At 69.9% G+C, this 23,307-nt stretch carries 26 protein-coding genes; 6 read left to right on the forward strand and 20 right to left on the reverse strand.

Features of this window, described 5'->3' with window-relative positions:
* The first annotated feature begins 127 nt into the window (after nt 1-127).
* Nucleotides 128-1,513 carry a cytochrome P450 gene (locus AC6BOR_RS04650; RefSeq protein ID WP_498060028.1) on the forward strand — a complete coding sequence of 462 codons (1,386 nt, stop codon included), beginning with the start codon at nt 128-130 and terminating at the stop codon, nt 1,511-1,513.
* The gene (locus tag AC6BOR_RS04655) at nt 1,513-2,562 is read left to right on the forward strand and encodes an alpha/beta fold hydrolase (RefSeq protein ID WP_498060029.1); all 1,050 of its coding nucleotides are present in this window, start codon (nt 1,513-1,515) and stop codon (nt 2,560-2,562) included. Before AC6BOR_RS04650 ends, AC6BOR_RS04655 begins: the two co-directional genes overlap by 1 nt.
* Here the strand turns inward: AC6BOR_RS04655 and AC6BOR_RS04660 are convergent, their stop codons facing one another.
* Nucleotides 2,563-3,303, reverse strand: coding sequence for a hypothetical protein (locus tag AC6BOR_RS04660; RefSeq protein WP_498060030.1), 741 nt, complete (start codon nt 3,301-3,303; stop codon nt 2,563-2,565).
* Nucleotides 3,304-3,478: 175 nt separating this feature from the next.
* Here AC6BOR_RS04660 and AC6BOR_RS04665 point away from each other — a divergent pair, with 175 nt between their 5' ends.
* A complete protein-coding gene (locus tag AC6BOR_RS04665) occupies nt 3,479-4,513 on the forward strand; it encodes a sigma-54 interaction domain-containing protein (protein WP_498060031.1) in 1,035 nt (344 codons plus the stop codon).
* Between the two features lie 138 nt (nt 4,514-4,651).
* Here the strand turns inward: AC6BOR_RS04665 and fliD are convergent, their stop codons facing one another.
* The 18 genes from fliD to mnmA form a co-directional block, all read right to left on the reverse strand.
* Nucleotides 4,652-6,061, reverse strand: a complete 1,410-nt coding sequence (fliD, locus tag AC6BOR_RS04670; RefSeq protein WP_498060032.1) for a flagellar filament capping protein FliD — start codon at nt 6,059-6,061, stop codon at nt 4,652-4,654.
* 8 nt (nt 6,062-6,069) lie between these two features.
* Nucleotides 6,070-7,173 (reverse strand): EscU/YscU/HrcU family type III secretion system export apparatus switch protein, encoded by a 1,104-nt coding sequence (locus AC6BOR_RS04675; RefSeq protein ID WP_498060033.1) that lies wholly within the window; start codon nt 7,171-7,173, stop codon nt 6,070-6,072.
* Entirely contained in the window at nt 7,173-7,895 is a 723-nt protein-coding gene (locus AC6BOR_RS04680) for a flagellar biosynthetic protein FliR (RefSeq protein ID WP_498060034.1), read from the reverse strand. Before AC6BOR_RS04680 ends, AC6BOR_RS04675 begins: the two co-directional genes overlap by 1 nt.
* Nucleotides 7,892-8,173: a flagellar biosynthetic protein FliQ gene (locus tag AC6BOR_RS04685; RefSeq protein ID WP_498060035.1), complete on the reverse strand. Its 282-nt coding sequence runs from the start codon at nt 8,171-8,173 to the stop codon at nt 7,892-7,894. The genes AC6BOR_RS04680 and AC6BOR_RS04685 overlap by 4 nt, the downstream gene beginning before the upstream one ends.
* Entirely contained in the window at nt 8,173-8,829 is a 657-nt protein-coding gene (fliP, locus tag AC6BOR_RS04690) for a flagellar type III secretion system pore protein FliP (RefSeq protein WP_094473052.1), read from the reverse strand. The genes AC6BOR_RS04685 and fliP overlap by 1 nt, the downstream gene beginning before the upstream one ends.
* The gene (locus AC6BOR_RS04695) at nt 8,826-9,035 is read right to left on the reverse strand and encodes a flagellar biosynthetic protein FliO (protein ID WP_498060036.1); all 210 of its coding nucleotides are present in this window, start codon (nt 9,033-9,035) and stop codon (nt 8,826-8,828) included. The genes fliP and AC6BOR_RS04695 overlap by 4 nt, the downstream gene beginning before the upstream one ends.
* Nucleotides 9,032-9,331: a FliM/FliN family flagellar motor switch protein gene (locus AC6BOR_RS04700; RefSeq protein ID WP_498060037.1), complete on the reverse strand. Its 300-nt coding sequence runs from the start codon at nt 9,329-9,331 to the stop codon at nt 9,032-9,034. Before AC6BOR_RS04700 ends, AC6BOR_RS04695 begins: the two co-directional genes overlap by 4 nt.
* Nucleotides 9,328-10,059: a hypothetical protein gene (locus AC6BOR_RS04705; protein ID WP_498060038.1), complete on the reverse strand. Its 732-nt coding sequence runs from the start codon at nt 10,057-10,059 to the stop codon at nt 9,328-9,330. The genes AC6BOR_RS04700 and AC6BOR_RS04705 overlap by 4 nt, the downstream gene beginning before the upstream one ends.
* On the reverse strand, nt 10,056-10,517 hold the full coding sequence (locus AC6BOR_RS04710) for a flagellar basal body-associated FliL family protein (protein ID WP_498060040.1): 462 nt from the start codon (nt 10,515-10,517) through the stop codon (nt 10,056-10,058). The genes AC6BOR_RS04705 and AC6BOR_RS04710 overlap by 4 nt, the downstream gene beginning before the upstream one ends.
* Nucleotides 10,518-10,573: 56 nt before the next feature.
* Nucleotides 10,574-12,226, reverse strand: a complete 1,653-nt coding sequence (gene fliK, locus AC6BOR_RS04715) for a flagellar hook-length control protein FliK (RefSeq protein WP_498060041.1) — start codon at nt 12,224-12,226, stop codon at nt 10,574-10,576.
* A complete protein-coding gene (locus tag AC6BOR_RS04720; protein ID WP_498060042.1) occupies nt 12,223-12,570 on the reverse strand; it encodes a hypothetical protein in 348 nt (115 codons plus the stop codon). Before AC6BOR_RS04720 ends, fliK begins: the two co-directional genes overlap by 4 nt.
* Entirely contained in the window at nt 12,570-14,000 is a 1,431-nt protein-coding gene (locus AC6BOR_RS04725; protein WP_498060043.1) for a FliI/YscN family ATPase, read from the reverse strand. The genes AC6BOR_RS04720 and AC6BOR_RS04725 overlap by 1 nt, the downstream gene beginning before the upstream one ends.
* An 86-nt stretch (nt 14,001-14,086) precedes the next feature.
* Nucleotides 14,087-14,689 carry a FliH/SctL family protein gene (locus AC6BOR_RS04730; protein ID WP_498060044.1) on the reverse strand — a complete coding sequence of 201 codons (603 nt, stop codon included), beginning with the start codon at nt 14,687-14,689 and terminating at the stop codon, nt 14,087-14,089.
* Entirely contained in the window at nt 14,686-15,711 is a 1,026-nt protein-coding gene (locus tag AC6BOR_RS04735; protein ID WP_498060045.1) for a flagellar motor switch protein FliG, read from the reverse strand. Before AC6BOR_RS04735 ends, AC6BOR_RS04730 begins: the two co-directional genes overlap by 4 nt.
* Nucleotides 15,711-17,492: a flagellar basal-body MS-ring/collar protein FliF gene (gene fliF / locus AC6BOR_RS04740; RefSeq protein ID WP_498060046.1), complete on the reverse strand. Its 1,782-nt coding sequence runs from the start codon at nt 17,490-17,492 to the stop codon at nt 15,711-15,713. The genes AC6BOR_RS04735 and fliF overlap by 1 nt, the downstream gene beginning before the upstream one ends.
* Before the next feature lie 7 nt (nt 17,493-17,499).
* A complete protein-coding gene (gene fliE / locus AC6BOR_RS04745; protein ID WP_498060048.1) occupies nt 17,500-17,823 on the reverse strand; it encodes a flagellar hook-basal body complex protein FliE in 324 nt (107 codons plus the stop codon).
* Complete coding sequence (locus AC6BOR_RS04750; protein ID WP_498060049.1) at nt 17,820-19,001, reverse strand: sigma 54-interacting transcriptional regulator; 1,182 nt, start codon at nt 18,999-19,001, stop codon at nt 17,820-17,822. The genes fliE and AC6BOR_RS04750 overlap by 4 nt, the downstream gene beginning before the upstream one ends.
* 142 nt (nt 19,002-19,143) lie before the next feature.
* Nucleotides 19,144-20,274 (reverse strand): tRNA 2-thiouridine(34) synthase MnmA, encoded by a 1,131-nt coding sequence (gene mnmA / locus AC6BOR_RS04755; protein ID WP_498060050.1) that lies wholly within the window; start codon nt 20,272-20,274, stop codon nt 19,144-19,146.
* Between the two features lie 124 nt (nt 20,275-20,398).
* Here mnmA and AC6BOR_RS04760 point away from each other — a divergent pair, with 124 nt between their 5' ends.
* Together AC6BOR_RS04760 and AC6BOR_RS04765 are read left to right on the forward strand one after the other, a co-directional pair.
* Nucleotides 20,399-20,683 carry a DUF1153 domain-containing protein gene (locus AC6BOR_RS04760; RefSeq protein WP_498060051.1) on the forward strand — a complete coding sequence of 95 codons (285 nt, stop codon included), beginning with the start codon at nt 20,399-20,401 and terminating at the stop codon, nt 20,681-20,683.
* Nucleotides 20,684-20,819: 136 nt separating this feature from the next.
* The gene (locus AC6BOR_RS04765) at nt 20,820-21,524 is read left to right on the forward strand and encodes a response regulator transcription factor (RefSeq protein WP_498060052.1); all 705 of its coding nucleotides are present in this window, start codon (nt 20,820-20,822) and stop codon (nt 21,522-21,524) included.
* A gap of 67 nt (nt 21,525-21,591) precedes the next feature.
* Here the strand turns inward: AC6BOR_RS04765 and AC6BOR_RS04770 are convergent, their stop codons facing one another.
* Nucleotides 21,592-22,479, reverse strand: coding sequence for a lysophospholipid acyltransferase family protein (locus AC6BOR_RS04770; protein WP_498060053.1), 888 nt, complete (start codon nt 22,477-22,479; stop codon nt 21,592-21,594).
* 46 nt (nt 22,480-22,525) lie between these two features.
* On the opposite strand from AC6BOR_RS04770, the gene murI reads away from it, so the two are divergent.
* A complete protein-coding gene (gene murI / locus AC6BOR_RS04775; RefSeq protein WP_498060054.1) occupies nt 22,526-23,302 on the forward strand; it encodes a glutamate racemase in 777 nt (258 codons plus the stop codon).
* Nucleotides 23,303-23,307: the final 5 nt, after the last annotated feature.

The following is a 23,307-nucleotide window of genomic DNA, read 5'->3' on the forward strand; positions in this document are numbered from 1 at the left end:
TGCTGCGGGAAAGGGGAATGAATGTCGCCATCCCCGCCGCTGCAAACTGATCCGCGACACCGGCAGCATTGCCCCCGCGCCGGCAACTGCGTATCACCACTCCGCACCAAGGGAGAGGCTGCAACCCATGAATGCCCCGATTTCCAAGAGCGAGTTCATTCCCGCCGACCTGCCCGAACCCGGCTTCGAGGAGATCAAGCATATCCCCGGCATGGAGCCGGCGCGCTTCAAGATGCTGCGCACGCTGAAGTTTCTGGCCAATCCGCTGGGCCGCAGCCGCGAGCTGGTCGAACAATATGGCCATATCTTCCGCCGCCAGGATTTCGGCGGCTGGGGCGTGTCGATGATCGGCCCCGAAGCCAACGAGATGGTGCTGTTCAACAAGGACAAGATTTTTTCCAGCGAACTGGGCTGGAACCCGGTGTTGGAACTGCTGTTCCCCCGCGGCCTGATGCTGATGGATTTCGAAGAGCATCGCATCCACCGGAAGACCCTGTCGGTCGCCTTCAAGACCGAACCGATGCGCCATTATTTCGCCCAGCTGGATGATGGCATCACCCGCGGCCTGAAGAAATGGCCGCGCCAGCAGAGCTTCAAATTCTACCCGGTGATCAAGGCCCTCACCCTCGATCTGGCGGCCACCAGCTTTTTGGGCGTGCCGTGGGGCGGCGAGGCCGACAAGATCAACAAGGCCTTTTGCGACATGGTCGCCGCCTCGGTCGGCGTGGTGCGCAAGCCGCTGCCCTTCACCGCCATGAAGCGCGGCGTCGATGGCCGGGCCTTCATGAGCCAATATTTCGCCCGCGAAATCCCCAAGCGGCGCGGGACGGTGGCCAACGACATTTTCACCCAGGTGTGCAACGCCCGCGACGAGAATGACCAGCTGCTCACAGAGCAGGACATCATCGATCACATGAATTTCCTGATGATGGCGGCGCACGACACCACCACATCATCGATCACCAGCATCGTGTGGTGCCTGGCCAAATATCCGGAATGGCAGGACAAATTGCGCGAGGAGATCGCCGGCATCCGCGCCCGCCACGGCGCGCTGAGTTACGAGACGCTGGGCGAGATGGAGGTGACCGACATGGTGTTCAAGGAGGCGCTGCGGCTGATCCCGCCGGTGCCTTCGATGCCGCGCCGGGCGGTGAAGAGCTTCGTCTTCCAGAACCATGTCGTGCCGGCCGGCGCGCATGTGGGCATCAACCAGATGATCAGCCACCGCCTGCCGGAATATTGGCCGAACCCGGAACATTTCGATCCCACCCGCTTCACGCCGGAAAACAGCCGGGGCCGCCACAAATATGCCTGGGTGCCGTTCGGCGGCGGCGCCCATATGTGCCTTGGCCAGCATTTCGCCTATATGCAGGTGAAGATGTTCTTCTTCGCCCTGCTGGAAGGCCATCGCATCGTGGCCGACAAGCCATTGGGTGACGTGGAAAGCGATTTCCGCATGTTCCCGATCCCCAAACCCAAGGATGGCCTGCCCGTGCGGATCGAGGCGATCTGATGGCGGGCGGCAAGCGGCGCAACTGGTGGCGGGGATTGGGCTATGGCCTCGCCGTGGTGGCCGGCCTGATCGCCGTCGCCTGGGCCATCTTTGCCACGCCCGACATTCCGGTGGCCACGCTCAAGGCCAAATATGCCAACAGCGCCAGCCAGTTCGTCGAACTGTCGCCCGGCACCACCATCCATGTGCGCGACGAAGGCCCGCGCGACGGGCTGACCATCGTGCTGATCCACGGCAGCAACGCCTCGCTGCACACGTGGGAGCCGTGGGTGAAGCGGCTGACGGCCCGCAACATCCGCGTGGTCAGCCTTGATCTGCCGGCCCATGGCCTGTCGGGCCCCACCCCGCAGGGGCTTTACACCAGCGCGGCCTATGTCGGCATTGTCGAGCAACTCGTCGACCGACTGGGCCTGCAGGACTTTGTTCTGGGGGGCAATTCGATGGGCGGCGGTGTCGCCTGGCGCTATGCCCTGGCCCATCCGGAACGGCTGCGCGGCCTGATCCTGGTGGATGCCAGCGGCCAGCCACAGCCCAAGGGCTTCTCCCCGCCGCTGGGCTTCCGCCTGGCGCGCGTGCCGGTGGCGCGCGATATCCTGGCCACCGTCACCCCGCGCAGCCTGATCGAGAAGAGCTTCAAACAGTCCATCTCCAACCAGGCCATCGCCACCCCGGCGATGGTGGACCGTTATTGGGAACTGCTGCTCTATCCCGGCAACCGCCGCGCCACGGTGCAGCGCTTTGGCCAGTATCAGGGCGATGATGGCGCTGCCGCGAAGCTGCCCGGCCTCAAGGTGCCGACGCTGATCCTGTGGGGCCGGGAAGACAGGCTGATCCCGGTTTCGGTCGCCGCCTGGTTCAACCGCCAGATCCCGAACAGCCGCGTCGCCATCCTGGATGGAATCGGCCATATCCCGATGGAAGAGGCGCCCGACCGCAGCCTGGCACCGGTGCTGGATTTCCTGGTGGACATCAGCGAATTGGGCACGGCCGTCGCGCCGCCGCCCAGCGGCACCGGCGACGCTGATTTGAAGCCGGCCACCGCGGCCTGATCAGCGCAGCTGGAACTGCCCGGCAAAGCGCCTGAGCCAGGCCGTCATCGCCTGAAATGCCGGCTCTGACAGGGTGATGAACGCCCGGCGGGCATCGGCGGGATCGGTGCGCCGCACGAACAGCCCGGCTTCCGACAGGCTGCGCACCCAGCGCAGCGCCGTGGTGGTGGGCACGGCGGCAGCGAGGCACAGGCTGGACACCGGCACATCCACCTGTTCCATCCGCGCCGCGGTCAGATCCAGCAGCATGTCCCACGCCGGATCGCCGAACAGTTCGGCGGGCAGATGCCGGTCACGGTCACGCCGCAGCCGGATCAGCTTGCGCACCAGCGCGGCGTTGATCGGGGTTTCGCTGCTGTCGGCGGCCAAGGCTATCTGGGCGAGCCGGTCGGCGATGCGTTGCGCCTCCTGCCCCAGCGCCGCGATATTCTGCGCCGTGTCCGACAGTTCGGCGACGCCGGCCGGGGCACCGGCCAGCAGCCCGCGCGCCAGCATGGCCAGCCGCTGATCATCATCGCCTGGCAGCAACAGCGCATCGGCCAGATCAAGCCAGTGCGGCAGCGCCGGCATATCGGCCGCCACGCGCAGGATCACCGGCAGCATCAGGCCGCGCACCGTTGATTCGGCCGCCGCCAGATCGCCCGGAATCAGCACCACATCGGCGTCGCCGGCCACCCGCCGCCAGCCGGGGCCGGCTTCGGGCAGGGCTTCATCAAGCGACAGGATGCGACAATCGTTCATGACCGCTCCGGATTGGGGGGGAACCATGGGGTGGAGCCAATTACATATTGGTCAGATTGGAAGCAATCGCCAGTATCGGCAGCATGATGATCATGGTTAAAGGCCGCGTGGCGCAGTCTGAGAGGAACAGGCCAGCGTCATGGTGTTTGTTGTTCAAGTGTTAACGGGGTGGGCTATGCGCAGGGAGACCAAGCGTTTTTCGCCAAGCCAACGGGAGGATCGGCCAGAGCATCTGGCCGAGTTGGTGGGAAACAGCAAATCAATTTCGCTGATACGGGACGAAATTCTTAAGATTGCCGATGCCAATGCTTCGGTGCTGATCACCGGACCGTCCGGCAGCGGCAAGGATGTTGTTGCCCAGTTGCTGCACCAGCGCAGCCGCCGCGTGCCCCGCCCCTTCGTGGCGCTGAACTGTGCCGCCGTGCCGGCCGAGCTGCTGGAATCCGAACTTTTTGGCCATGAGCAGGGCGCCTTCACCGGCGCCATCCGCGCCCGCGCCGGCCGGTTCGAGGCGGCCAATGGCGGCACGCTGTTCCTTGATGAAGTGGGCGACATGCCGCTGGCCATGCAGGCAAAGCTGTTGCGCGCGCTGGAAACCCGGCAGGTCGAACGGGTGGGCGGCATGCTGCCGATCAGCCTGGATGTGCGGGTGATCGCCGCCACCAGTGTCGATCTGGCTGCGGCGACAGCGGCCGGCCGCTTCCGCACCGATCTTCTCTATCGGCTGGATGTCATCCACATCGCCATGCCGGCGCTAGCCGATCATGCCGAGGATGTGCCGGCGCTGGTGCAGCATTTCCTGCGCCAGCAGGCCAATCCGGTGCGCTTCACCACGGCGGCGCTGGATGCGCTGTCGGCCTGGCCCTGGCCGGGCAATGTGCGCGAGCTGCGCAACTTCGTCGAACGCGCCTGCGTGCACCATGGCGGCGAGGTGATCGGCCGCGACGGGCTGGACCGGCTGTTGCGCAGCCCCGGCGTGGCCGCCGTGCCAACGCTGGCCGATCCGCTGCCGGCCGATCAGCCCCAGATGCTCGGGCCGGATGGCGTGGATCTGAAACAGCTGCTCGCCGATCTGGAACGCGCCTATATCCGCGCCGCGCTGGAACAGACCGGCGGCACCATCAGCCACACCGCCCGGTTGCTGCGCCTGCAGCGCACGACGCTGATCGAAAAGATGCGCCGGCTGGAGATTGACGCCCGCGCGGCCTGACTGTCCTGCACCGGCGAAACCTGTCATGCTGTTGATGCTGGCCACTGTCGATTTGCGGGTGAAATCAACGCTGAATCCCGCAAGATTCGTCAATTGTGTCAAAACAGGCCGGCAACGACAGGCTCCTTGACAGACGAATCAACGGCGGGCGTCGGCCGTCCACAGGTCCATCAGCTGGGTCAGCTGCTGGGCGGCGGCGCGGGATTGGCCAACGGCCGTGTCCATCGCGGCGAACTGGCGGGTCAGCACCTGGCGCATCTGCTCCACCCGTGTGTCGATGCGGGCCAGCTCGGCATTGGCGCCATCGCGCTGTCGGGTGAGGCCGGTGGTGGCGGTGCCCACGTTGGCGGCGATGCTCTGCAGGCGGTTCGGCCGGTCAGCCCGGGCCGGGCCGGCCACCTCGCGCAGCAGCGCTTCGGCATCGCCCAGCCGGGTCGGCGGCAGATTGGCCAGCCGGGCGGCATCCACCGAAATCGTGCCGTCGCGCAGCACGCTGACGCCCAGATCAGACAGGCGCAGGCCATTTGCCTCGGCAATCGGGGTGGTGACTAGCCGCACCAGTTGCTGATCGATGCTGCGGGCGGTGGCATCGGTGGCCAGCGGGCCGGGCGCCTCTCCGCCTTGCGCCGGCTTGCGGAAATCGCCGATCAACTGGCGCATCGCCTGCAGCGTGCCGACAAAATCCGCCAGCGCCCCTGACAGCGCCGTGCCATCGCGGGACGCGCTGACGACAGCGCTGGCATTCTCCCGCCGCAGCGTGAGGCGGGCGCCGGGCACCAGATCATCGATGCGGTTGGCCGGGCGGGTGACGGCGACGCCATCGATCACCAGCTCGGCATCGCGCGCCGCCTCCCCCAGCGCCATGGTCGCGGCGCCGGGCGTGTGGTTGAACCGCTCCAGTCCGGGCGGGCCGCCACTGGGCGCGGCGCTGATGATGAAGGCGTTTTCAGCCCCTTCGGCCCCGCGCAGCACCAGCGTGGCGCTGCCGGCCGATGCGACGATGCTGGCCGTCACCCCGGCGGCGCTGTCGTTGATGGCGCGGGCAAGGCCAGCCAGGCTGTTGTTCTGGGCGGTGATGGTGACATTCACCGATGGCCGCGCCCCGGCGGCAAAGCTGAAGCCGCCATTGCCATCGGGCGTGCGCCGCCCGGCAATGAAGGTGAGCGTGCCCAGCCCAACCGGATCATTGGCGCTGGTGAAGGCGGCGCTGTTCAGCCGCTGCCCGGCGGCCAAGCGGGTGACATTGAGCCCGTTCACCAACGGCGATGGCGGCCCGTTGCCAAGCCGCTCAACGGCCACGGCACCATCGCTGCTGGCCAGTTGCAGACCCAGCTCGCCGCTGCGCACCCTGGTGTCGAGCGAGGTGGCAATGCCGGTCAGCGCCGATTGCAGCTGACCCAGCGCCGAGATGCGCGCCGTCAGCGCCTCCACCCGCCGCGTCACCGGCCGGGTGCGGTTGGTCCGCTCGGCGCTCACCAGGCTGTCGACAATCGCCCGGCTGTCGAGCCCGGAGCCGGCGCCAAAGCTGATGAGGGGGTTGCTGGCCATGCGTCACCCTATAACGGCGCCGGGCTGCCCGGCTTGCGCGGTTGCCCGGCCTCGTCAAAATCCAGCGCGGCCGGCACGAACACATCGGGCACCGCTTCGGCTTCTGGATCATCAAAGCGCATGACGAAGGCGAGGATGGTGGCCACAGCCTGGAACAGTTCGGGCTGCACCTGCGCGCCGCGCCGGGCCGACCAGAACAGGGCGCGGGCCAGCCGCGGCGTGCGGATCACCGGCACACCCAGATCCCGCGCCGCCGCGATCAGCGCCACGGCCATGTCGAGCCGGCCCTTTTCCACCACCACCGGCGCCGAATCCGTTTCCGGCCGGTATCGCAGGGCGACGGCAAAATGGGTGGGGTTGACTACTACGACCGAGGCTTGCGCCAGCCCCTTCTTCATGCGGCCCTGTGCCGCCTGCATCTGGGCCCGGCGCAGCGCCGCCTTCAGTTCGGGGGCACCGTCATTCTCACGGGATTCGCGCTTCACCTCCTCGCGGGTCATCATCAGCTGCTGCTCCCGCCGCCACCACGTGAAGCCGAAATCAATTGCTGCCACCGCCAGCATCAACAGCGCCGCCGCCCCGGCCAGCCGCAACAGCGCCGCGCCGATGCCGGCCAGCCCCTGTTCCTCCAGCCCGGCGAGGCCTGGCAGCAGCGGCAGCAGCACCGCCCAGGCCAGCGCCGCCATGCCGCCGATCTTGACCAGTGCGCTGCCCGCCCCGGCCAACCCCTGCCAGCCGAACAACCGCTTGAGGCCATTCAGCGGTGACAGGCGGCTGAACTTTGGCGCTGCCAGCCTGGTGCTGACATGGCGGGTAACCGCCAGTTGCAGGCCAAAGGCGGTGACGGTGACGGCGGCGAGCAGCAGCAGCGGCCATAGCAGCGGCGCGCGGCGCACCAGCGCCACCGCATCGGGCGTGCCTGCCCTGGCCAGCGCATCGGCCAGAAAGCCGGCCAGCCCCTGCCACAGCGCCGGCCCGGCCAGCGCCAGAAAGCCCGCGGCAAGCGCCAGGCTGCCGGCCGAGGCCAGTTCGCGCGGGGCCAGCACATTGCCATCCTCCAGCGCCTTTTCGCGGCGCCGGGGTGTGGGCTTTTCGGTCTTGTCCCCCGCCATCAGCCGAGCAGCCCCAGGCCGGTGGCCAGCGCTTCGGCCAGCCGCGCCGCGACATGGCCAAACACCAGCGGCAACAGCGTGACAAAGGCCAGCAGCAGCGCGGCGGGGCCGACCGCCATGGCCGACATCTGCGGCGCCGCCCGGCTGGCGATGGCCACCACGGCCTGCGCGAGCAGCAGCACCGCCATCAGCGGCAGCGCCAGTTTGAGGCCCCACAGGAACATCAGGCTGCCCAATGCCGCAATCCCGGCCAGCCCCATGCCGCCGGGCGGATAGAGGCTGGCGCCGCTGGCCAGCAGGGCGAACAGATCAAGATGGAGATCGCCCACCAGCAGCATCACCCAGGCCAGAGTGGTGAACAGCGCCGGCACCGCGCCGCCATTGCCGCCCATCGGGCCGAGCGTGGCAAAGCCGAGGCCGATCATCTGGGCCAGCAGCTCGCCGGCCAGCGCGGCGGCGGCAAAGGCCAGCGCCAACCCCAGGCCAGCGACCAAGCCGGCCATCAGTTCGGCCGGAATATCGGTGGGGCCGAGCACGGGCGCGCCGGGGCGGAAGGCGGCAAAGGCCGCCAGCGCTGCCACCAGTGCCAACCGCGCCCGCCACGGCAGGCTGGCCCCGGCCAGTGGCGGCAGCAGCGCCACGCAGGCCAGTGGCCGGACGGCGGCCAACATGAACCGGGTCATCAGCGCCAGCCCGTCGAAATCGGGGATGGCCAGGTTCACCGGATCGCCCCAACCATATCGGTGAGGCCCATTTCCAGAAATTCGGCCAGGTTCATCAGCATGGCCTCCCCAGAAATGGCCAGCACAAGCACCAGCGCCGCCAGCTTGGGCAGGAAGGAAATGCTGCTTTCCTGCACCGAAAAGATGGTCTGGACGAGGCCGACGAGGATGGCGACCACCAGCAGCGGCGCCAGGAACAGCGTGGCGGTGCCGGCAAACAGCAACACGGCCTCACGCGCCAGATCGGCCAGCATCACATCGTCGGGCGCCGGGGTCATCAGGCGGACCCAAAACTCTTGGCCAGCGCGCCGAGCACCAGCGTCCAGCCATCAACCACCACGAACAGCGCGATCTTCAATGGCAAGGAAACGGTGGCGGGAGACACCATCATCATCCCCATCGCCATCAGCACGGAGGCGACGATCAGATCGATGATCAGAAAGGGCAGATAGATGACAAGGCCGATTTCCAGCGCCGTCTTCAGTTCGCTGGCGACGAACGCCGGCATCACCACCACCAGCGGCACATCGGCCGGCCGCGCATAGGGCCCGCCGCCGGCGATTTCGGCAAAGCGGGTGAGATCGCGCGACCGGGTCTGGCCGAGCATGAAGGTCTTGAGTTCCGCGCCGGTGCGGGCAAGCGCCTGTTCGGCCGGCAGTTTGCCGGCCAGCATCGGCGTCCAGGCGCCATCGTGGATGCGATCAAACTGCGGCTTCATCACGAACAGGGTGAGCAGCAGCGCGGTGCCGACCAGCAGCTGGTTGGGCGGGCTTTGCCCCAGGCCCAGCGCCTGACGCAGGATTGCCAGCACGATGGCGATGCGGGTGAAGGCCGTCATCATCAACAGCGCCGCCGGCAGCAGCGTCAGCGCTGTCATCAGCAGCAGGATCTGCAGCGTGGTGGACAGCGGCGGCAAGTTGATGATTTCGTTCATTCGGCCGGGCTTTCCGCCAGCGTGGCAAGGCCAGAACGCGATTGGCCGACCAGCAGGCGCCGGCCGGCGAATTCCACCACCAGCAGCCGTGCGCCGGGGCCGAGCGGCAGCGCCTGCACCACCTGGGCGTGCCGTGCCGGCAGCCGCAGCGCCAGCGCCGATGAGCGGTCGCGCAGGGCGGTGACCAGGCTGGCCAGCGCGGTCATTGCGCGCTGCCCGGCAGCACTTCGGTCAGCCGCACGCCAAATTTGTCCCCCACCGCCACAATCTCGCCGCGGGCGACAAGGCGTTCGGAAATCAGCACGTCCACCGGTTGATCGACCCGCCGGTCGAGCACATGCACCTGCCCCGGCGCCATCGCCAGAACATCGGCCAATTTCAGGCGGATGCCGCCCACTTCGATGGCGAGGCGCACGCTGATGGCACCGAACATGCCCAGGCCCGCGACATCGCCGGGCGGCATGGTGGGCTGGCCCTGCAACGGGCCCTGTTCGATGGTCATGCGCATTCTCCCTGGGGTTTGATGTCGATGGCGATCAGGCTGGCCTGCTGGCGGCCGTCGGGCAGCGGCACCAGGCTGGCCAGCGCCACCTGGTGATCGCCCAGCATCACCGGCATTTCGGGGCAGCTGTGGATGGGGATGACGAGGCCGGGCTGCAGCGGCAGCAGGCGCGACAGCGGCAGCATCTCGCTGGCCAGCCGCACCGGCAGGCGCAGCGGCAATGCGAGGGCAGCGGCGCCCAAGGGCCGGCTGGGTTCGGCCGGGCGCGGTGCTTCGGGGGCCGGCAGGCGCACCACGCCCACCACGCTGCTGCCGGCCCCAAGCGTCACGATCACATCGATGACCAGCGCCGGCCGCAGGCTTTCCGCTGGCCACATCCTGAGCACAAGTGGCTGCAATTGTTCGCCCAATTGCCGGGCATGGCGGGCGGTGGTGACGCCGGTGATGCAAGCGATCGGCCGGGTCGGATCGCCGCCCAGCCGCACCGTGGCCAGCAAGGCGCCCAGTTCCAGCGCCACATCGGGCGCGCCGGGCGGCAAGCCGCGGCCGGGGTGGACGGCAACGGGCAGACCGAACAGGCCGGCCAGCGCCTCCTCCAGCGCCAGGATCAGCGGCATGAACGGCGTGTCGTCGCCATCGTCGGGCGGGGCGGCGGCGCTGCGCGGCTGCCAGACATCGACGAAATCAGCGGCCGGCGGCGCTTCGGTGCGGATGCGCAGCTCGCTCATTGCACCACCAGGGAGGTGAAGAACACCTCCTCCACCGTGCCGGGTTCGCCCTTTGATTTCAGTGTCTTGTTGACGACATCCTTGAGCCGCGCCGCCAGTTGTTCCTTGGCCTTGGCGGTTTCGATATCGGCATCGCGGGCTTCGCCCAGCGCGGCGAGGACGGCGGAGACGATGGCCGGCTTGTGCTTGCCGATGGCGGCCACGGCCTCGGCACCGCCGAAGGTGGAGACGGAGAGCTTGACCTGCAGATAGCGGCCAGAGTCCGCGAGATTGCTGGTGAAGGCATTTTCGATCTCGACATATTCCAATGGCCCGGCCGGCGGCGGCGGCGCTTCGGCGTGGGCCGCCTTGCCATGATCGCCGGCGGGGGCTGCGAACGTCATCACGGCGATGCCGGCCCCGGCACCACCGGCCCCGGCACCGGCGACAAAGGCGAGCAGGGGCAACAGTTTGCCCATGATGTTTTTCTTTGGCTTTTCAGGCTTTTCGGCTTTGTCGGCCATGGTCAGGTTCCTCAGGCGAAGCGGTCAGTTGCGGGGGTGGGGGCGGCGCGGGCGGGGCGGCGGGCCGCGGCGATGGCTTCCAGTTGCGGCGGGGGGCGTTTCTGGCGCTGGCCGCCCGACAGGTCGCTGCGCTGGCCGTTGATGGAGAGAGACGACAGGGTGATGCCGGCAGCGGCGAGATCCTGTTGCAGGCGGCCGCCGGCGGCATCGATCAGCGGCGCAGATTGCGGCGCGGCGGCGAGGCTGACGTTGAGATCGGCCGCGCTCCCGGCCAGTTCCACCTGGACCTGGCCCAGCCGGGCCGACGGGATGGACAGCGCGGAATCCGTGCCCGCATCCGGTGCGCTGGTGGCAGCCGGCCGGGTCGGCGGTGACCGCACATCGGCCGCCGGTGACCGCAACGGGGCATCCGGTGGCAAGATCGGGCCACTGGCCGGAATCAGGCCGGGCGCGGGTGATTGCAGCGGTTCGGCTGCCTCCACCGGGCGGCGGCGCGGCGGCGGTTCGGCGGGCAGTTCGGCGGCAAGCGGCGGGGCGATGGTGGTGGCGGCCGGGGCGGGCGGTGGCAATTCGGGCGCGGGCGCAAGCTCGGGCGCAGCCGGCACGGCCGCGACGGCGGCAGGCAGGCTGCGCTGCCAATCGGCCGGCGGGCGCGGCGCGGCGAGGGCGAGGCGGGCGGGCGGATTGGCCGCCGGCTGCGGTGGGGACGGCCACAGCGCGGCGGCGGGCAATGTGGCGGCCATGGGGGCGGATGCAATGGTTGCGCGTGCGGCGGACGCAGCCGGCGTGGCCGGAACGGACTCTGCTGTTGCCGGGCGCACGGCGGGCGGCGGTTCGGCACCAGGGATGGACAGGCTGGGCGCAGCGATTGGCATGGGCTGGACCGCGGTGTCGGCCAGCGGCGACGCCAATGGTGGCTGGCCCGGCGGCGGCACGCGCACGGCGGATGGCGTGGCTGGCACTGCTGGCACAAGGGCGGCGGCGGGCATCGCGTGTTGCAGTGCCCGTCCGCTGGGCTGGCGCAGCGGGGCCGGCATGGTGGCCGATGCGGTTTCGGCCGGCAAAGACGCTGGCGGCTTGGGCGTCGGCAAAGGCGGGGTCAGGGGCGCGGCAGCCCGAGGCATGCTGCGGCTGCTGGCAAGCGGCTGCGGGGCCGGGGGCACGTCAGATCGTGTGGCCGGGCTGGGGCGCATTGTGACCATCGGTGCGCGGGTGGCGGGGCGGATGGCTGTAGCGCGGACCGGAGCGGGGTTGGCGGGGGCTGGCTCGGGCATGGGTTCGGCTGATGGCGCCGGCGGGCTGGCCGCCGCCGGCACGGGCAGCGCTCCCGGCGTGGGGGCGGCGAGTTCGGGGACCAAAAGGGTCGCCCAGGGCTGGGTGGCGAGGTCGGCCGGCGCGGCCTCCGGGTTGGCGGGTTCGGCCTCGCCATCAAGTGCGACGACTGGTTGGGCCAGCGGTGTTTCGGTGGGCAAAGCAGAGGCCAGCGCCAGCGCAAAGGGTGGTGGCGCTGCCGGTGCGGTCGGTGGTGGGGGAAACTCTACCGGGGTGGCGGCGACCGGCCCCGGTGGCAGCGCGCCGGGCTGCAGCAATGGCAGGCCGGGCGCAGGCGACATGCCGGGCATCGGGGCCGGTTGCGGCAGGGCTGGCAGGGTGGTCGGGATCATTGCCCGCTCTCCTGCTCGGCGCGGCGGGCCAGAGCGGCGTCGACGGCGGCGCGGGCGGCGGCGAGTTGGCGGCTGGCCTCGTCCCGCCGGGCCAGCGCGCGGGTCTGGCGATCGGCGATGTCGGCCGCGATGGCCTGCAACTGGCCATCGATGCGGGCGCGGGCGGCGCGGGTGCCGGCGCTGGCCGTGCCTTCGCCCTGCCCGCCGACCAGCGCGCGCACCCGGCCCAACAGGGCGGCATCGGCCGCGGCCTGGCCCTGGGCGCGGGCCAGATCGGCCAGCGCCAGCCGTTCGCGGATGCGGCGCACGCGGATCAGGCGGTCGATGGGGATGGGCGCGGTCATCAGGCCGTCTCCATGGGGGCGACGAGTTCAGCGAGGGTGGCGATGCTGTCGGCCGGATCGGCCGGCTGTTCGCGCGGCTGGGCCATGAAGGCGGCCAGCACCGGCTGCAGGGCGAGCGCCTGATCCAGCTCCGCATCGGCGCCGGGGGCATAGGCGCCCATCAGCACCAGATCGCGGCTTTCCTCGATCAAGGCGATCAGGCGGCGGAAGCGGCTGGCGGCAGCGAGATGGGCGGCGTCGCAAATGTCGAACATCACCCGGCTGGCGGAGCTGACCAGATCAATGGCCGGGAACTGCCCGCGCCCGGCGAGCCGGCGGGAGAGCAGGATATGGCCATCCATCACGCCGCGCGCCGCATCGACCACCGGATCGGCGCGGTCATCATTTTCGGCGAGGACGGTGGCGATCAGCGTGATGGCGCCGCCCGATTGGCGGTCACCACCGGCACGTTCGGCCAGATCGGCAATCAGCTGCAGGGCAGAGGGCGGATAGCCGCGCGTGCCCATCGGCTCGCCGCGCGCCATCGCCACCTCCCGCGCGCCGTGGACGACGCGCGACAGGCTGTCGAGGATGAGCAGCACCTGCCGGCCTTGCGCCCGGTGCCATTCGGCGATCGCCATGGCGGCCTGGGCCCCGCGCACCCGGCACAGCATCGCATCAGAGGCTGGCACGGCGATGGTGATGGTGCGGGTACGGGCTGGCCCTGAAAGCTCCGTATCGATGAAGTCGCTGATTTCCCGGCTGCGCTCGCCGATCAGGGCAACGACCACGACATCGGCGCGGGCCCAGCGGGTGATCTGGCCGAGCAGCACCGATTTGCCCACCCCGGTGCCGGCCATGATACCGATGCGCTGGCCGACGCCGACGCTGAGGAGCGCATCGATGGCGCGCACGCCGGTGGGCAGCGGGCAGGTGACCCGGGCGCGGGCGTGCGGCGGCAGCGGTGCCGGGCTGGCCGGCATCCAGGCGCTGGTGGCCGGCGGGCCGAGGCCATCCAAAGGCTGGCCCAATCCGTCGATCACGCGGCCGAGGAGGGCATTGCCCACCGCGATCTGGCCGCCGGCCGGATCGGGCAGCACCGCCGCGCCGGGCGCGATGGCCGGCAGGGCGGACAGGCCCATCACGAGGGCGCGGCCATCGCGGAAGCCGATGATCTCGCCCACAGCCTTCGTGGCGCCGATGGCGACGCGGCTGCCGATGGCGGCGCTGATGCCGACGGCTTCAAGGATGGCGCCATCGGCGGCGACGACGACGCCGGCGCGGCGCAGCGGCAGCGCCGGCACGCGGGCGGCGGCGATGCGGCAGGCAAGCGCGGTGGTGGCGGTGCGGGTGGCGGCCCCCTCCGCCTCGCTGCGCTCGGCACCTCCCCCAAGGGGGGAGGATGATCTGGTGCGGACGGCGGGCCCCCTCCGCCTCCCTGCGGTCGGCACCTCCCCCAGAGGGGGAGGATTTGCGTGGGTGGGTCCTCCCCCTCTGGGGGAGGTGCCCGCAGGGCGGAGGGGGCCGGGGGCCGGGCTCATGGCAGGGCCTTCAGCAGTTGCGCCAGCCGGTCAGCCAGGCCGGCATCGACGCGATAATCCGGGCCGGCGACGGTGATGTGGCCGGGCGGCAGGCTGGCATCGGCACGGGTGGCGAGGCCGGGGGGAAGGTCGCCGGCGATCAGGGCCAACGTGTCGGGATGGGCCGACAGGGTGGGCAGCGCGGCATCGGCGACTTCGGCGAGCGCGGCGGCAACCAGCGGGCGCAGGCTGTGCGGGCGGGTGAGTTCGGCCATCAGCACGGTCTCGCAAATGGCCCTCGCGAGGCCGGTGAGCAGCGGCGCCAGCACCGCCTCGTCAAGGCCGGTTGCTGCCGTGAGGGCGCGGGCGGCAGCGTCGAGGGCGGCAAGGCGCGGGGCGAGTTCGGCCAGGGCGGCGGCATGGCCGCGCGCTTCGCCAGCCGACTCACCCTCCGCCCGGCCCTGGGAGCGGGCGTCATCAAGCAGGGCGCTGATGTCGATCGCCGGCTCTGGCGGTGGTGGCGGTTTGGGCAGGTGGCTGGCGAGCAGCGCGGCAAGGCCGGCGGATTTGGCCGGGGCGGTGCCCAGGAGGGCGGCAAGGCGGGGATCATGCGCGGTCACAGCATCGCCTCCCCGGCGGTGGGCAGGGTCAGCGCGCCGCTGTCGCCCAGGCGGCGCACGGTGCGGCACAGATCGCGCTGGGCCGCATCCACCTCGCTGCGCTTCATCGGGCCGCGTTCGGCCAGTTCATCCTGCAACTGCGCGGCGGCGCGGCTCGACATCGAACCGAAGATGAAGTCCTTCAGGGCGGGGCTGGCGCCCTTCATGGCGATGGCGAGCTGGCTGGGATCAACCTCGCGCAGCACCAGCTGCATGTCCTTCTGGTTCAGGCCGAGCAGATCCTCGAAGATGAACTGCTGGCTTTCCAGCTCGGCGGCGAGATCGGCGTTGACGCCCATCAGCGCTTCCAGCAGCGCGCCGCGCCCGCGCGCCCGCTTGATGACGGCGGCGGCGAAATCGGTGCCGGCAAGTTTGGCGCTGTCGCGATTGGTGCCGACCCCGCGCAGCTTCGCCTCCAGATCGGATTCCAGCGCTGCGAGATCATGGATGTTGACGGGGTTCAGCGTCGCCAGCCGGGTGGCGACATCGGGCTGCAGTTCTTCGGGCAGGCCATCGAGCACGGCGGCGGCGCGCTCTTCGGGCAGATGGGCCAGCACGACGGCGATGGCCTGAGGATGTTCATCGGCGATCAGCGTGGCCAGCGCCGGGGCATCCACCCAATCCAGCACGGCAAAGCGGCGGCCGGCGGCGGGTGGCCCGATTTTTTCGATGATGGTTTCGGCGCGCGGTGTGCCCAGTGCCGCGCCGAGCCGCTGGCGCACCTGGCGGCCCTGGCTGTCGAGCGCCGCCACCTGCGCCGTGCGGGCGAGAAATTCATCGAGCACATGATCGATGGCGAGCGGATCGATCTCCGCCACGGTGAGCATGGCTTCGCCGACCTGCTGCACCTCGGCGGGGGTCATGCCGGCCAGCATCTCGCTGGCCTGCGCCTCTTCCAGCACCAACAGCATGATGGCGCATTTCTGCGCGCCCGACAGCGCGGCGGCCGGGCTGCCGGCCGGCAGGATCGGCGCGCTGGCCATCAGGCGGCGTCCTCTTCGCGTTCGTCTGCGGCCGGCGCGCTGCTCTGATCGGCGAGCAGCATCTGGCGGGCGACGGCCATGGCGCGATCCCGGTCACCGGTGACGAGGGTGCGGGCGATGTCGAGCTTGCCGCTGTAATCGCGGGCAGCAGCGGGGCGCAGCAGTTCGCCGCCATCGATCATGGCATCAACGGCGGCCTTTTCGGCCGAGCCTTCGGGATAGACGGTGGGCACCGGGCCGGCGCGGCCAACGGCGCCGAGCACGCTGCCGAGCACACCGCCGACTGCGCCGCCAACGACGGCCCCGGCGCCATCGGCCGCGGCCCCGGCCAGCCCGGCGGCCGAGAGGGCGGCCTGCGCGGCCTTGCGCCGGGCGCGCCAGAGCAGGAAGCCGCCACCCAGCAGCAGCAGCACCGCGCCGCCGGCCGCGATCCACGGGCCATAATCCTGCACGACCGGGGTTTGATACCAGGCCTTGGGCACCTCATCGGCCGGCGCGAAGGCGCGCACCTGCACCTCCACCAGATCGCCGCGGGCCGGATCAAAGCCCATGGCACCGCGCACCAGCCGCTGGATGGTGGCGATTTCGCCGGCCCGCGCCTTGGCATTGCCCAGCGCGGCAGTGTCGATCAACACCGCGACCGACAGGCGCTTGAGCCGGGGCGCGGCAGCGCGGGTGACGGAGACATCCTTGCCGATCTCGTAATTGCGGGCGGCGGTTTCGGCAGTGGTGGTGCCGCCGGCCGCAGCGGGGGCGGGCGCGGCCGGCGGGTTGCCCTGCACCTGGGCGGCCTGGGGCACGGTGTTGGTGAGCGCGCCGGGGATGCCGGCGGCCGGCGGCGGGGTGCCATCCTGGTTGCGGCTGGTCTGTTCCGACCGCACGGTGCCGGCCGGCTGCCAGCGTTCGGAGGCGGCTTCGTTTTCGGAAAAATCGACATCGGCGGCGACTTCGGCGGTGAAGCGGCCGGGGCCGAGCATCGGGGTGAGGAGTTTCACCAGCCGGTCGCGCACCAGGCCTTCCAATCGCTGTTGATAGGCAAGTTGCTGGCCATCGCCCGACACGCCAGCCGAGAGCAGGGTGCCGGATTGATCGACGACCGAGACCCGATCGGAGCTGAGGCCCGGGACCGAGGTGGCGACCAGCCAGATGATGGCGCGGACCTGGGCTTCGGACAGGCTGCGGCCGGGGGCGAGGGTGACGAACACACTGGCCGACGGCGCGGCACGGTCGCGGATGAAGACCGAGGGTTCGGGGGCGGCGACATGGACGCGGGCGGATTTGACCCCGTCGATGGCCTCCACGCTGGCGGCGAGTTCGCGGGCCAATGCGGCCTTCAGGCGGGCCGCCTCCACCGAGCGGGAGGCGCCCAAGGGCATGGCGTCAAGATCGGATGCCGGGCCAGCAGCGGCGGATTTGGGCAGGCCCTGGCCGGCCAGGAGGATACGGGCGCGGGCGACATCGCTGGCGGCGACCTCCACGGTGCCGGTGGCTTCGTTGACGCGGTGATCGAAATTGGCGGCGGCCAGCGCGGTGGTGACGGCGGCGGCATCGGCTTCGGACAGGCCGGGATAGAGCGGACGCCATTCCGGCTGGCGCAACAGCGCCCAGGCCAGCGCGGCGACGCCAAGCAGCGCGATGAGCAGCAGCGCCGGGCGGGCACCGGCAATGGCCGGACTGGCGGCGAGCGCGCGGGCGCGATCGACAACGGGGGCCAGCGCCGGCGGCACGGAGAGGCCAGCGGGCGCGGCGGGTTCGGGCGGAAGGGCGGCAGCCTCGCTCATGCGCGCATCACAACGGCATGTTCATCACGTCTTTATACGCCGCGACGAGGCGGTTGCGCGCCTGCAGCGTGGCTTCAAAGGCGATGGCGGCTTTCTGGCGGGCGATCATCACGCTGGCGAGATCGTGGGTCTGCCCGGTTTCAAAGGCGGTGGTGGCGGCGCCGGCCTGATCCTGGATGGCAGAGACCTGGCGCAGCGCGGTGTCGAGCGCTGCGCCGAACCGGGGTTGTTCGGCGGGGGCAGCAGCGGGGGCGCGCAGGGCGGCGTTGCGGGCGAGGATATCCTGCCGCAGCCTGAGGATGGCGCTGGTGTCGACCGGCGGCAGCATCATTGCACCATTGCGCCGCGCCCGGCGGCGAGCTTGTAGCGCAGGGTGCGTTCGGAAATGCCGAGTTGGCGGGCGGCGTCGCGGCGGGTGGGGGCGCTGGCGATGGCGCGGGCGATGGCGGTCTGTTCGGCATCGCGCACCACGCCAGGCAGCGCGGCCGGGGTGGCAGCGGCGGCGGGGGCCAGCGTGTCGAACAGCAGGTCGCGGGCGCGGATATCGGGGCCATCAGTGAGGACAAGGGCGCGATCCAGCACATTGCCCAGTTCGCGGACATTGCCGGGCCAGGCGTGGGCGTTGAGCCGGCCTTGGGCGCAGGGGGCCAGCCACGGCACCAGGCCATCGCCGCCGGTGCGTGCCAGCAGGATGTGGGCGGCGATGGCAATGATATCGGCCGGGCGGGCGGCGAGCGGCAGGGTGCGCAGCGGGAACACCGCCAGTCGCCAATAGAGATCAGCGCGGAAGCGGCCCGAGGCGACATCGGCGGCCAGATCGCGGTTGCCGGCAGCGATGATGCGCACATCCACCGCCACCGGGCGGGTGGCACCGACGGCCAGCACTTCGCGTTCCTGCAACACGCGCAGCAGCTTGGCCTGGGCGGCGAGCGGCAGTTCGGCGACCTCATCAAGGAACAGGCTGCCGCCATCGGCGCTGCGCACCAGGCCGGGGCTGGCGGCATGGGCGCCGGTGAAGGCGCCGCGCTCGTGACCGAACAGCGTGGCTTCCACCATCTGGTCAGCGAGCGCGGCGCAGTTGACCGCGACGAGGGGCGCATCGCGGCGGGGGGATGCCTGGTGGACAAGGCGGGCGAGGCCTTCCTTGCCGGTGCCGGTGGCGCCTTCGATCAGCACGCTGGCCGGGCTGGCCCCGACCCGGCGGGCGAGCGCGAGCAGGCTGGCCGAGGCGGGATCGGCAGCCGCCGGCTGGCCGGGCCGGGCGAAGGCGGCGATGAGCGCGGTGGCAAAGGCTTCATCGCCCGCCGCCACGCCGATGATCAGCGCCGGGCCGGCCCGGCGGGCAAAGCCGCGCGCGGCGCGGTGCAGGATGACATGGCGGCACTCAAGCCTTGGCAGCTTCTGCCGTTCATCACCAATGACGATGGGCAGGCCGGCGAGATCGGCCTCGCGAAGGCCGGGCAGCCATTCGAGGGCGGGTGGCGGCAGGGCTGGAACAGGCGTGCTCATGCCCGCTCTGTTGCAACGGACGTGCCATGTGCCCGGATGAACGGCCGCGCCGATGCGCCATGGTTACGAGATGGTTAGTTTGTCGGGATTTTGACGCTGGCCTGTCAATTTTCCGCCGCCAGCCTGTCAAATGGCTGACATGTCAGGCGTTTGACAGTTCGGCCTCGGCCGTGGCGCGGCGGGTTTCGACCATGGTGCCGCCCAGCACCAGCCGGTCGCCGACATAGGCCACGGCGGCCTGGCCGGGGGCGACGCCATATTGCGGCGTGTCGAACAACAGCCAATCCCCGTCCAACTGGGCCGGCGCCAGCGGCGCCATGGAGCGGACCTTGACCATCAGCGGGCCATCGCTGGGCCCAAGCCGGTTCAGCCCTTCGAGGCGGACGGCCGCCACCGCCAGCGACCGGCGCGGGCCGGCGATCACATTGCCGGCGTCGGCATCGATGCCGACGACATAGAGCGGCTCGGCCTGGCCGCCGATATCAAGCCCGCGGCGCTGGCCGACGGTGAAGCGGTGGATGCCGTTGTGGCGGCCGAGCACGCGGCCCTGTTCATCAACGATGGTGCCGGGGCTGGCGAGCTCGGGGCGGATGCGTTCGACGACGGCGGCATAATCGCCGCCGGGCACGAAGCAGATATCCTGACTGTCGGGCTTGGCGGCGACCACCAGGCCAAAGGCCTGCGCCAGCGCGCGGGTTTCGGCCTTGGCCAGCCCGCCCAAGGGAAAGCGCAGATAATCGAGCTGGGCCTGCGTGGTGGCCCAGAGGAAATAGCTTTGATCCTTGGTGGGGTCGGCGGCGCGGTGGAGCTCGCCGTGGGCGTCACCCAGCCGCTGGACATAATGGCCGGTCAGCAGCGCTTCGGCACCCAGATCGCGGGCGAGGGCGTGGAGATCGGTGAACTTCACCGTCTTGTTGCACTCCACGCACGGCACCGGGGTGAGGCCGCGGGCATAGGAATCGACAAAATTGTCAATGACGCTTTCCCGGAAGCGGCTTTCCATGTCGACAACATAATGGGCGATGCCCAGCCGTTCCGCCACGCTGCGGGCATCGCGGATATCGGCACCGGCACAGCAGGCACCGGGCCGGCGCGCGGCGGCGCCCTGGTCATAAAGCTGCAGCGTGATGCCCACCGCCTCGCAGCCGGCGGCATGGGCTAGGGCCGCCACCACCGAGGAATCCACCCCGCCCGACATGGCAACGGCCACGCGCCGGCCCTGGAACGGGGCCAGCACGGCGGCAGCGGCGGCGGGGATGGCAGGTGCGGTCACACCCGGCGCAATGGGGATGGCAGGCCGGCGCGTCAAGGCCCGGCGATGTCTTAAGAAAGCCTGGCATCGGCCGTCCAATGGCTGGAACCCACCCAGACGTGCCCCGGCGGGGCCAGGAGGACCGATGTCGTTCATGTCACCGCCGCCGCCAGGCACCGGCACCGATGATGATCTGCCCCCGGCCGACACGGTGCGCTGGGTGCCGCGCCGCAAGGCCGCCGTGGTGAAGGCGATTGAAGATGGCCGCATCAGCCTTGAAGAGGCCTGCGCCCGCTGGAATCTGAGCGTGGAGGAAATCAAGCTGTGGCAACGGGCCATGCGACAAATAGGCGTGCATGGCCTGAGGGTGACGCGGGTGCAGATTTATCGCCCTCTGTTCCAACACGATGGCGAAATCGGTAATAGTTAATTTATTATTTCGTCATGATTTTCCTGCAGATTCCGGGCTTTACACTGGGTCGTAATGATTGTTACACCTGTGTATGGGGTCGGTGTCAGGTGGGTCGTGCCTGAGGAGGGGTGTTCCGAAAACCGGAGAGATTTGCATGCGCGTTCTTTTGGTCGAAGACGACCGTGCAATGGCCCGCAGCATCGAGCGGATGCTTGATGACGCGGCTGTGGAGCACGAAACCGCCAGCACGGGTGAGCTGGCGCTGGAATATGTCCGCACCTACGAATTTGATGTCGTGATGCTGGACCTTACCCTGCCCGACATCGGCGGCCAGGAAATCCTGCGCCGGATGCGCCAGCTGCGCATCAACACGCCGGTGCTGATCCTGTCGGGCGATGCCGAAACCAACACCAAGGTGCTGGGCTTTGGCGCCGGGGCCGATGATTATGTCACCAAGCCGTTCGAACGGGACGAACTGCTGGCCCGCCTGCACGCACTGGTGCGCCGCAGCCAGGGCCATGGCCAATCCTTGATCGTCACCGGGCCGGTGGCGGTGGATCTGGCCGGCCGCAGCGTCACCGTGTCGGGCAAGCGCGTGTCGCTGACCGGCAAGGAATATGCGATCCTGGAAATGCTGTCGTTGCGCAAGGGCATGACGCTGACCAAGGAAATGTTCCTGACCCATCTCTATGGTGGCCGCGACGAACCGGAACTGAAGATCATCGACGTGTTCGTGTGCAAACTGCGCAAGAAGCTGCATCTGGCCGGCGCACCGGCATCGGGCTGCATCGAAACCGTGTGGGGCCGCGGCTATGCGCTGCGGGATCCGGAAACCACAGATTTTTCCGCCGTGGCCTGACCGGCCACGGCAACGGTCATGGGGGGCCGCCGGGCGACCGGCGGCCCCTTTCGTTTGTGCGGCCGGTTCAAACCACCGGGCGGCCGCCGAGGGTTTCCGACAGGCGGGCGGCGATGGCCGCGCGGGCACGGGCAGAAAGCGCCTTGCGGTCCGGCGCATCATCCGGGCTGAACGGTTCGAGGAAATGCACCCGCGCCTCCCAGGTGCCGGGGCGCGAGAGCAGGCGCCAGGCGTTGGCGGCACCGGTTTCCATGCCCACCCAGGCGAGGTTGCGGCCAGCCTCGTCACAATCGATCACCACCGGCTGCAGGCAGGCGCCCGGCGGCGGCGGCACCAGCATGGCAAACAGCGGCGCCTTGAACGGCAGCAGGCGGCGGCCATCACCGCAGCTGCCTTCCGGGAACAATGCCAGCTTGCTGCGGCTTGCGAACAGGTCGCGCATCGCCGCAATCTGGCGGCCAACGCCCATACGGTCCCCACGGTTGATGAAGATGGTGTCGTTCAGCCGGCACAGGAAGTTCAGGCCGGGCCAGATGGCAATGCCATCCTGGGCCACGAAGGCGGTGCCGGTGAGGCCGCCGAGGATCAGCGCGTCCGTCCAGCTGAGATGGTTGGCGATGTAGAACACATCGCGGCTGACAGGCTGACCGATCTGGCGGACGCGGATGCCCATGGCGCGCGCGCCCCAGGCCAGAAAGCGCCGCGCCCATGGGCTGTCGGCCCCGGTGGCGCGCCACAGCATATGGGCCGGGATGCACAACGCGCCAATGCCGATCAGCCAGACCGAGCGTGCGACGACCCGCAGCCCACCGGCCGGATCGGCGGCACAGGCGCGGACGAAGGCCGCAATCGCGCCGCCGGGGCCGGGCACCGGCAGTGGCACGAAGCCGGTGGAGTCCGGCAGCGGCGGCGGCCAATCGAGGGGCCAATTCTCGGGGTTGATCTCGTCTCCCATCCCCGGCTTCTTGCCGCATCCATGGGCAAAGGGCTACAGCCCAGTCATGGCGCATGTGCTGATGCTTGATTCCGGGGTGGGGGGGCTTTCCGTGCTGGATGATGTGCGCGCGGCGCTGCCGGCGATCGACATTCACTATGTCGCGGACAATGCGGGCTTTCCCTATGGCACCAAGACCGAGATGGAGGTGGCGACCCGCGTCTGCGCCCTGCTCGGCCGGCTGACGGAGCGGCTGGCGCCCGATCTGATCGTGATCGCCTGCAACACCGCATCGACCATCGCGCTGGCCCATGCCCGTGCCGTGCTGGATGTGCCGCTGGTGGGCACGGTGCCGGCGATCAAGCCGGCGGCCGAGCAATCGAAAAGCCGGGTGATTGGCGTGCTCGGCACGCTGGCTACCGTGCGCCAGCCCTATGTGGCGCGGCTTTCGGCCGATCATGCCGGCGATTGCACCGTGCTGCTGCACGGATCGGCCCGGCTGGTGGAGCTGGCCGAGGCGCAGTTGCGCGGGGAGAATGTGACCGCGGCCGATGTGGCGCCGGAACTGGCCGGGCTGACCAGCCAGCCGGGTGGGGACCGGCTGGATGTGGTGGCGCTGGCCTGCACCCACTTTCCTTTGCTGTTACCGCAGTTGCAGGCCGCCGCGCCCCAGCTGGCCTTTGTGGATGGTGGGTCGGGCATTGCACGGCGGGTGGCGCATCTGCTGGGCGACAAGGGCAAGCAGGGCGATGGCCGTGGCCGCGCGCTGTTCACCCGGATGGATGACGAGGTTGACGCGCTCGCCCCGGCGCTGCACCGCTATGGCCTGACGATATCGGGGTGATCTGC

The organism is Sandarakinorhabdus sp. FBCC-B8862 (assembly GCF_059745315.1).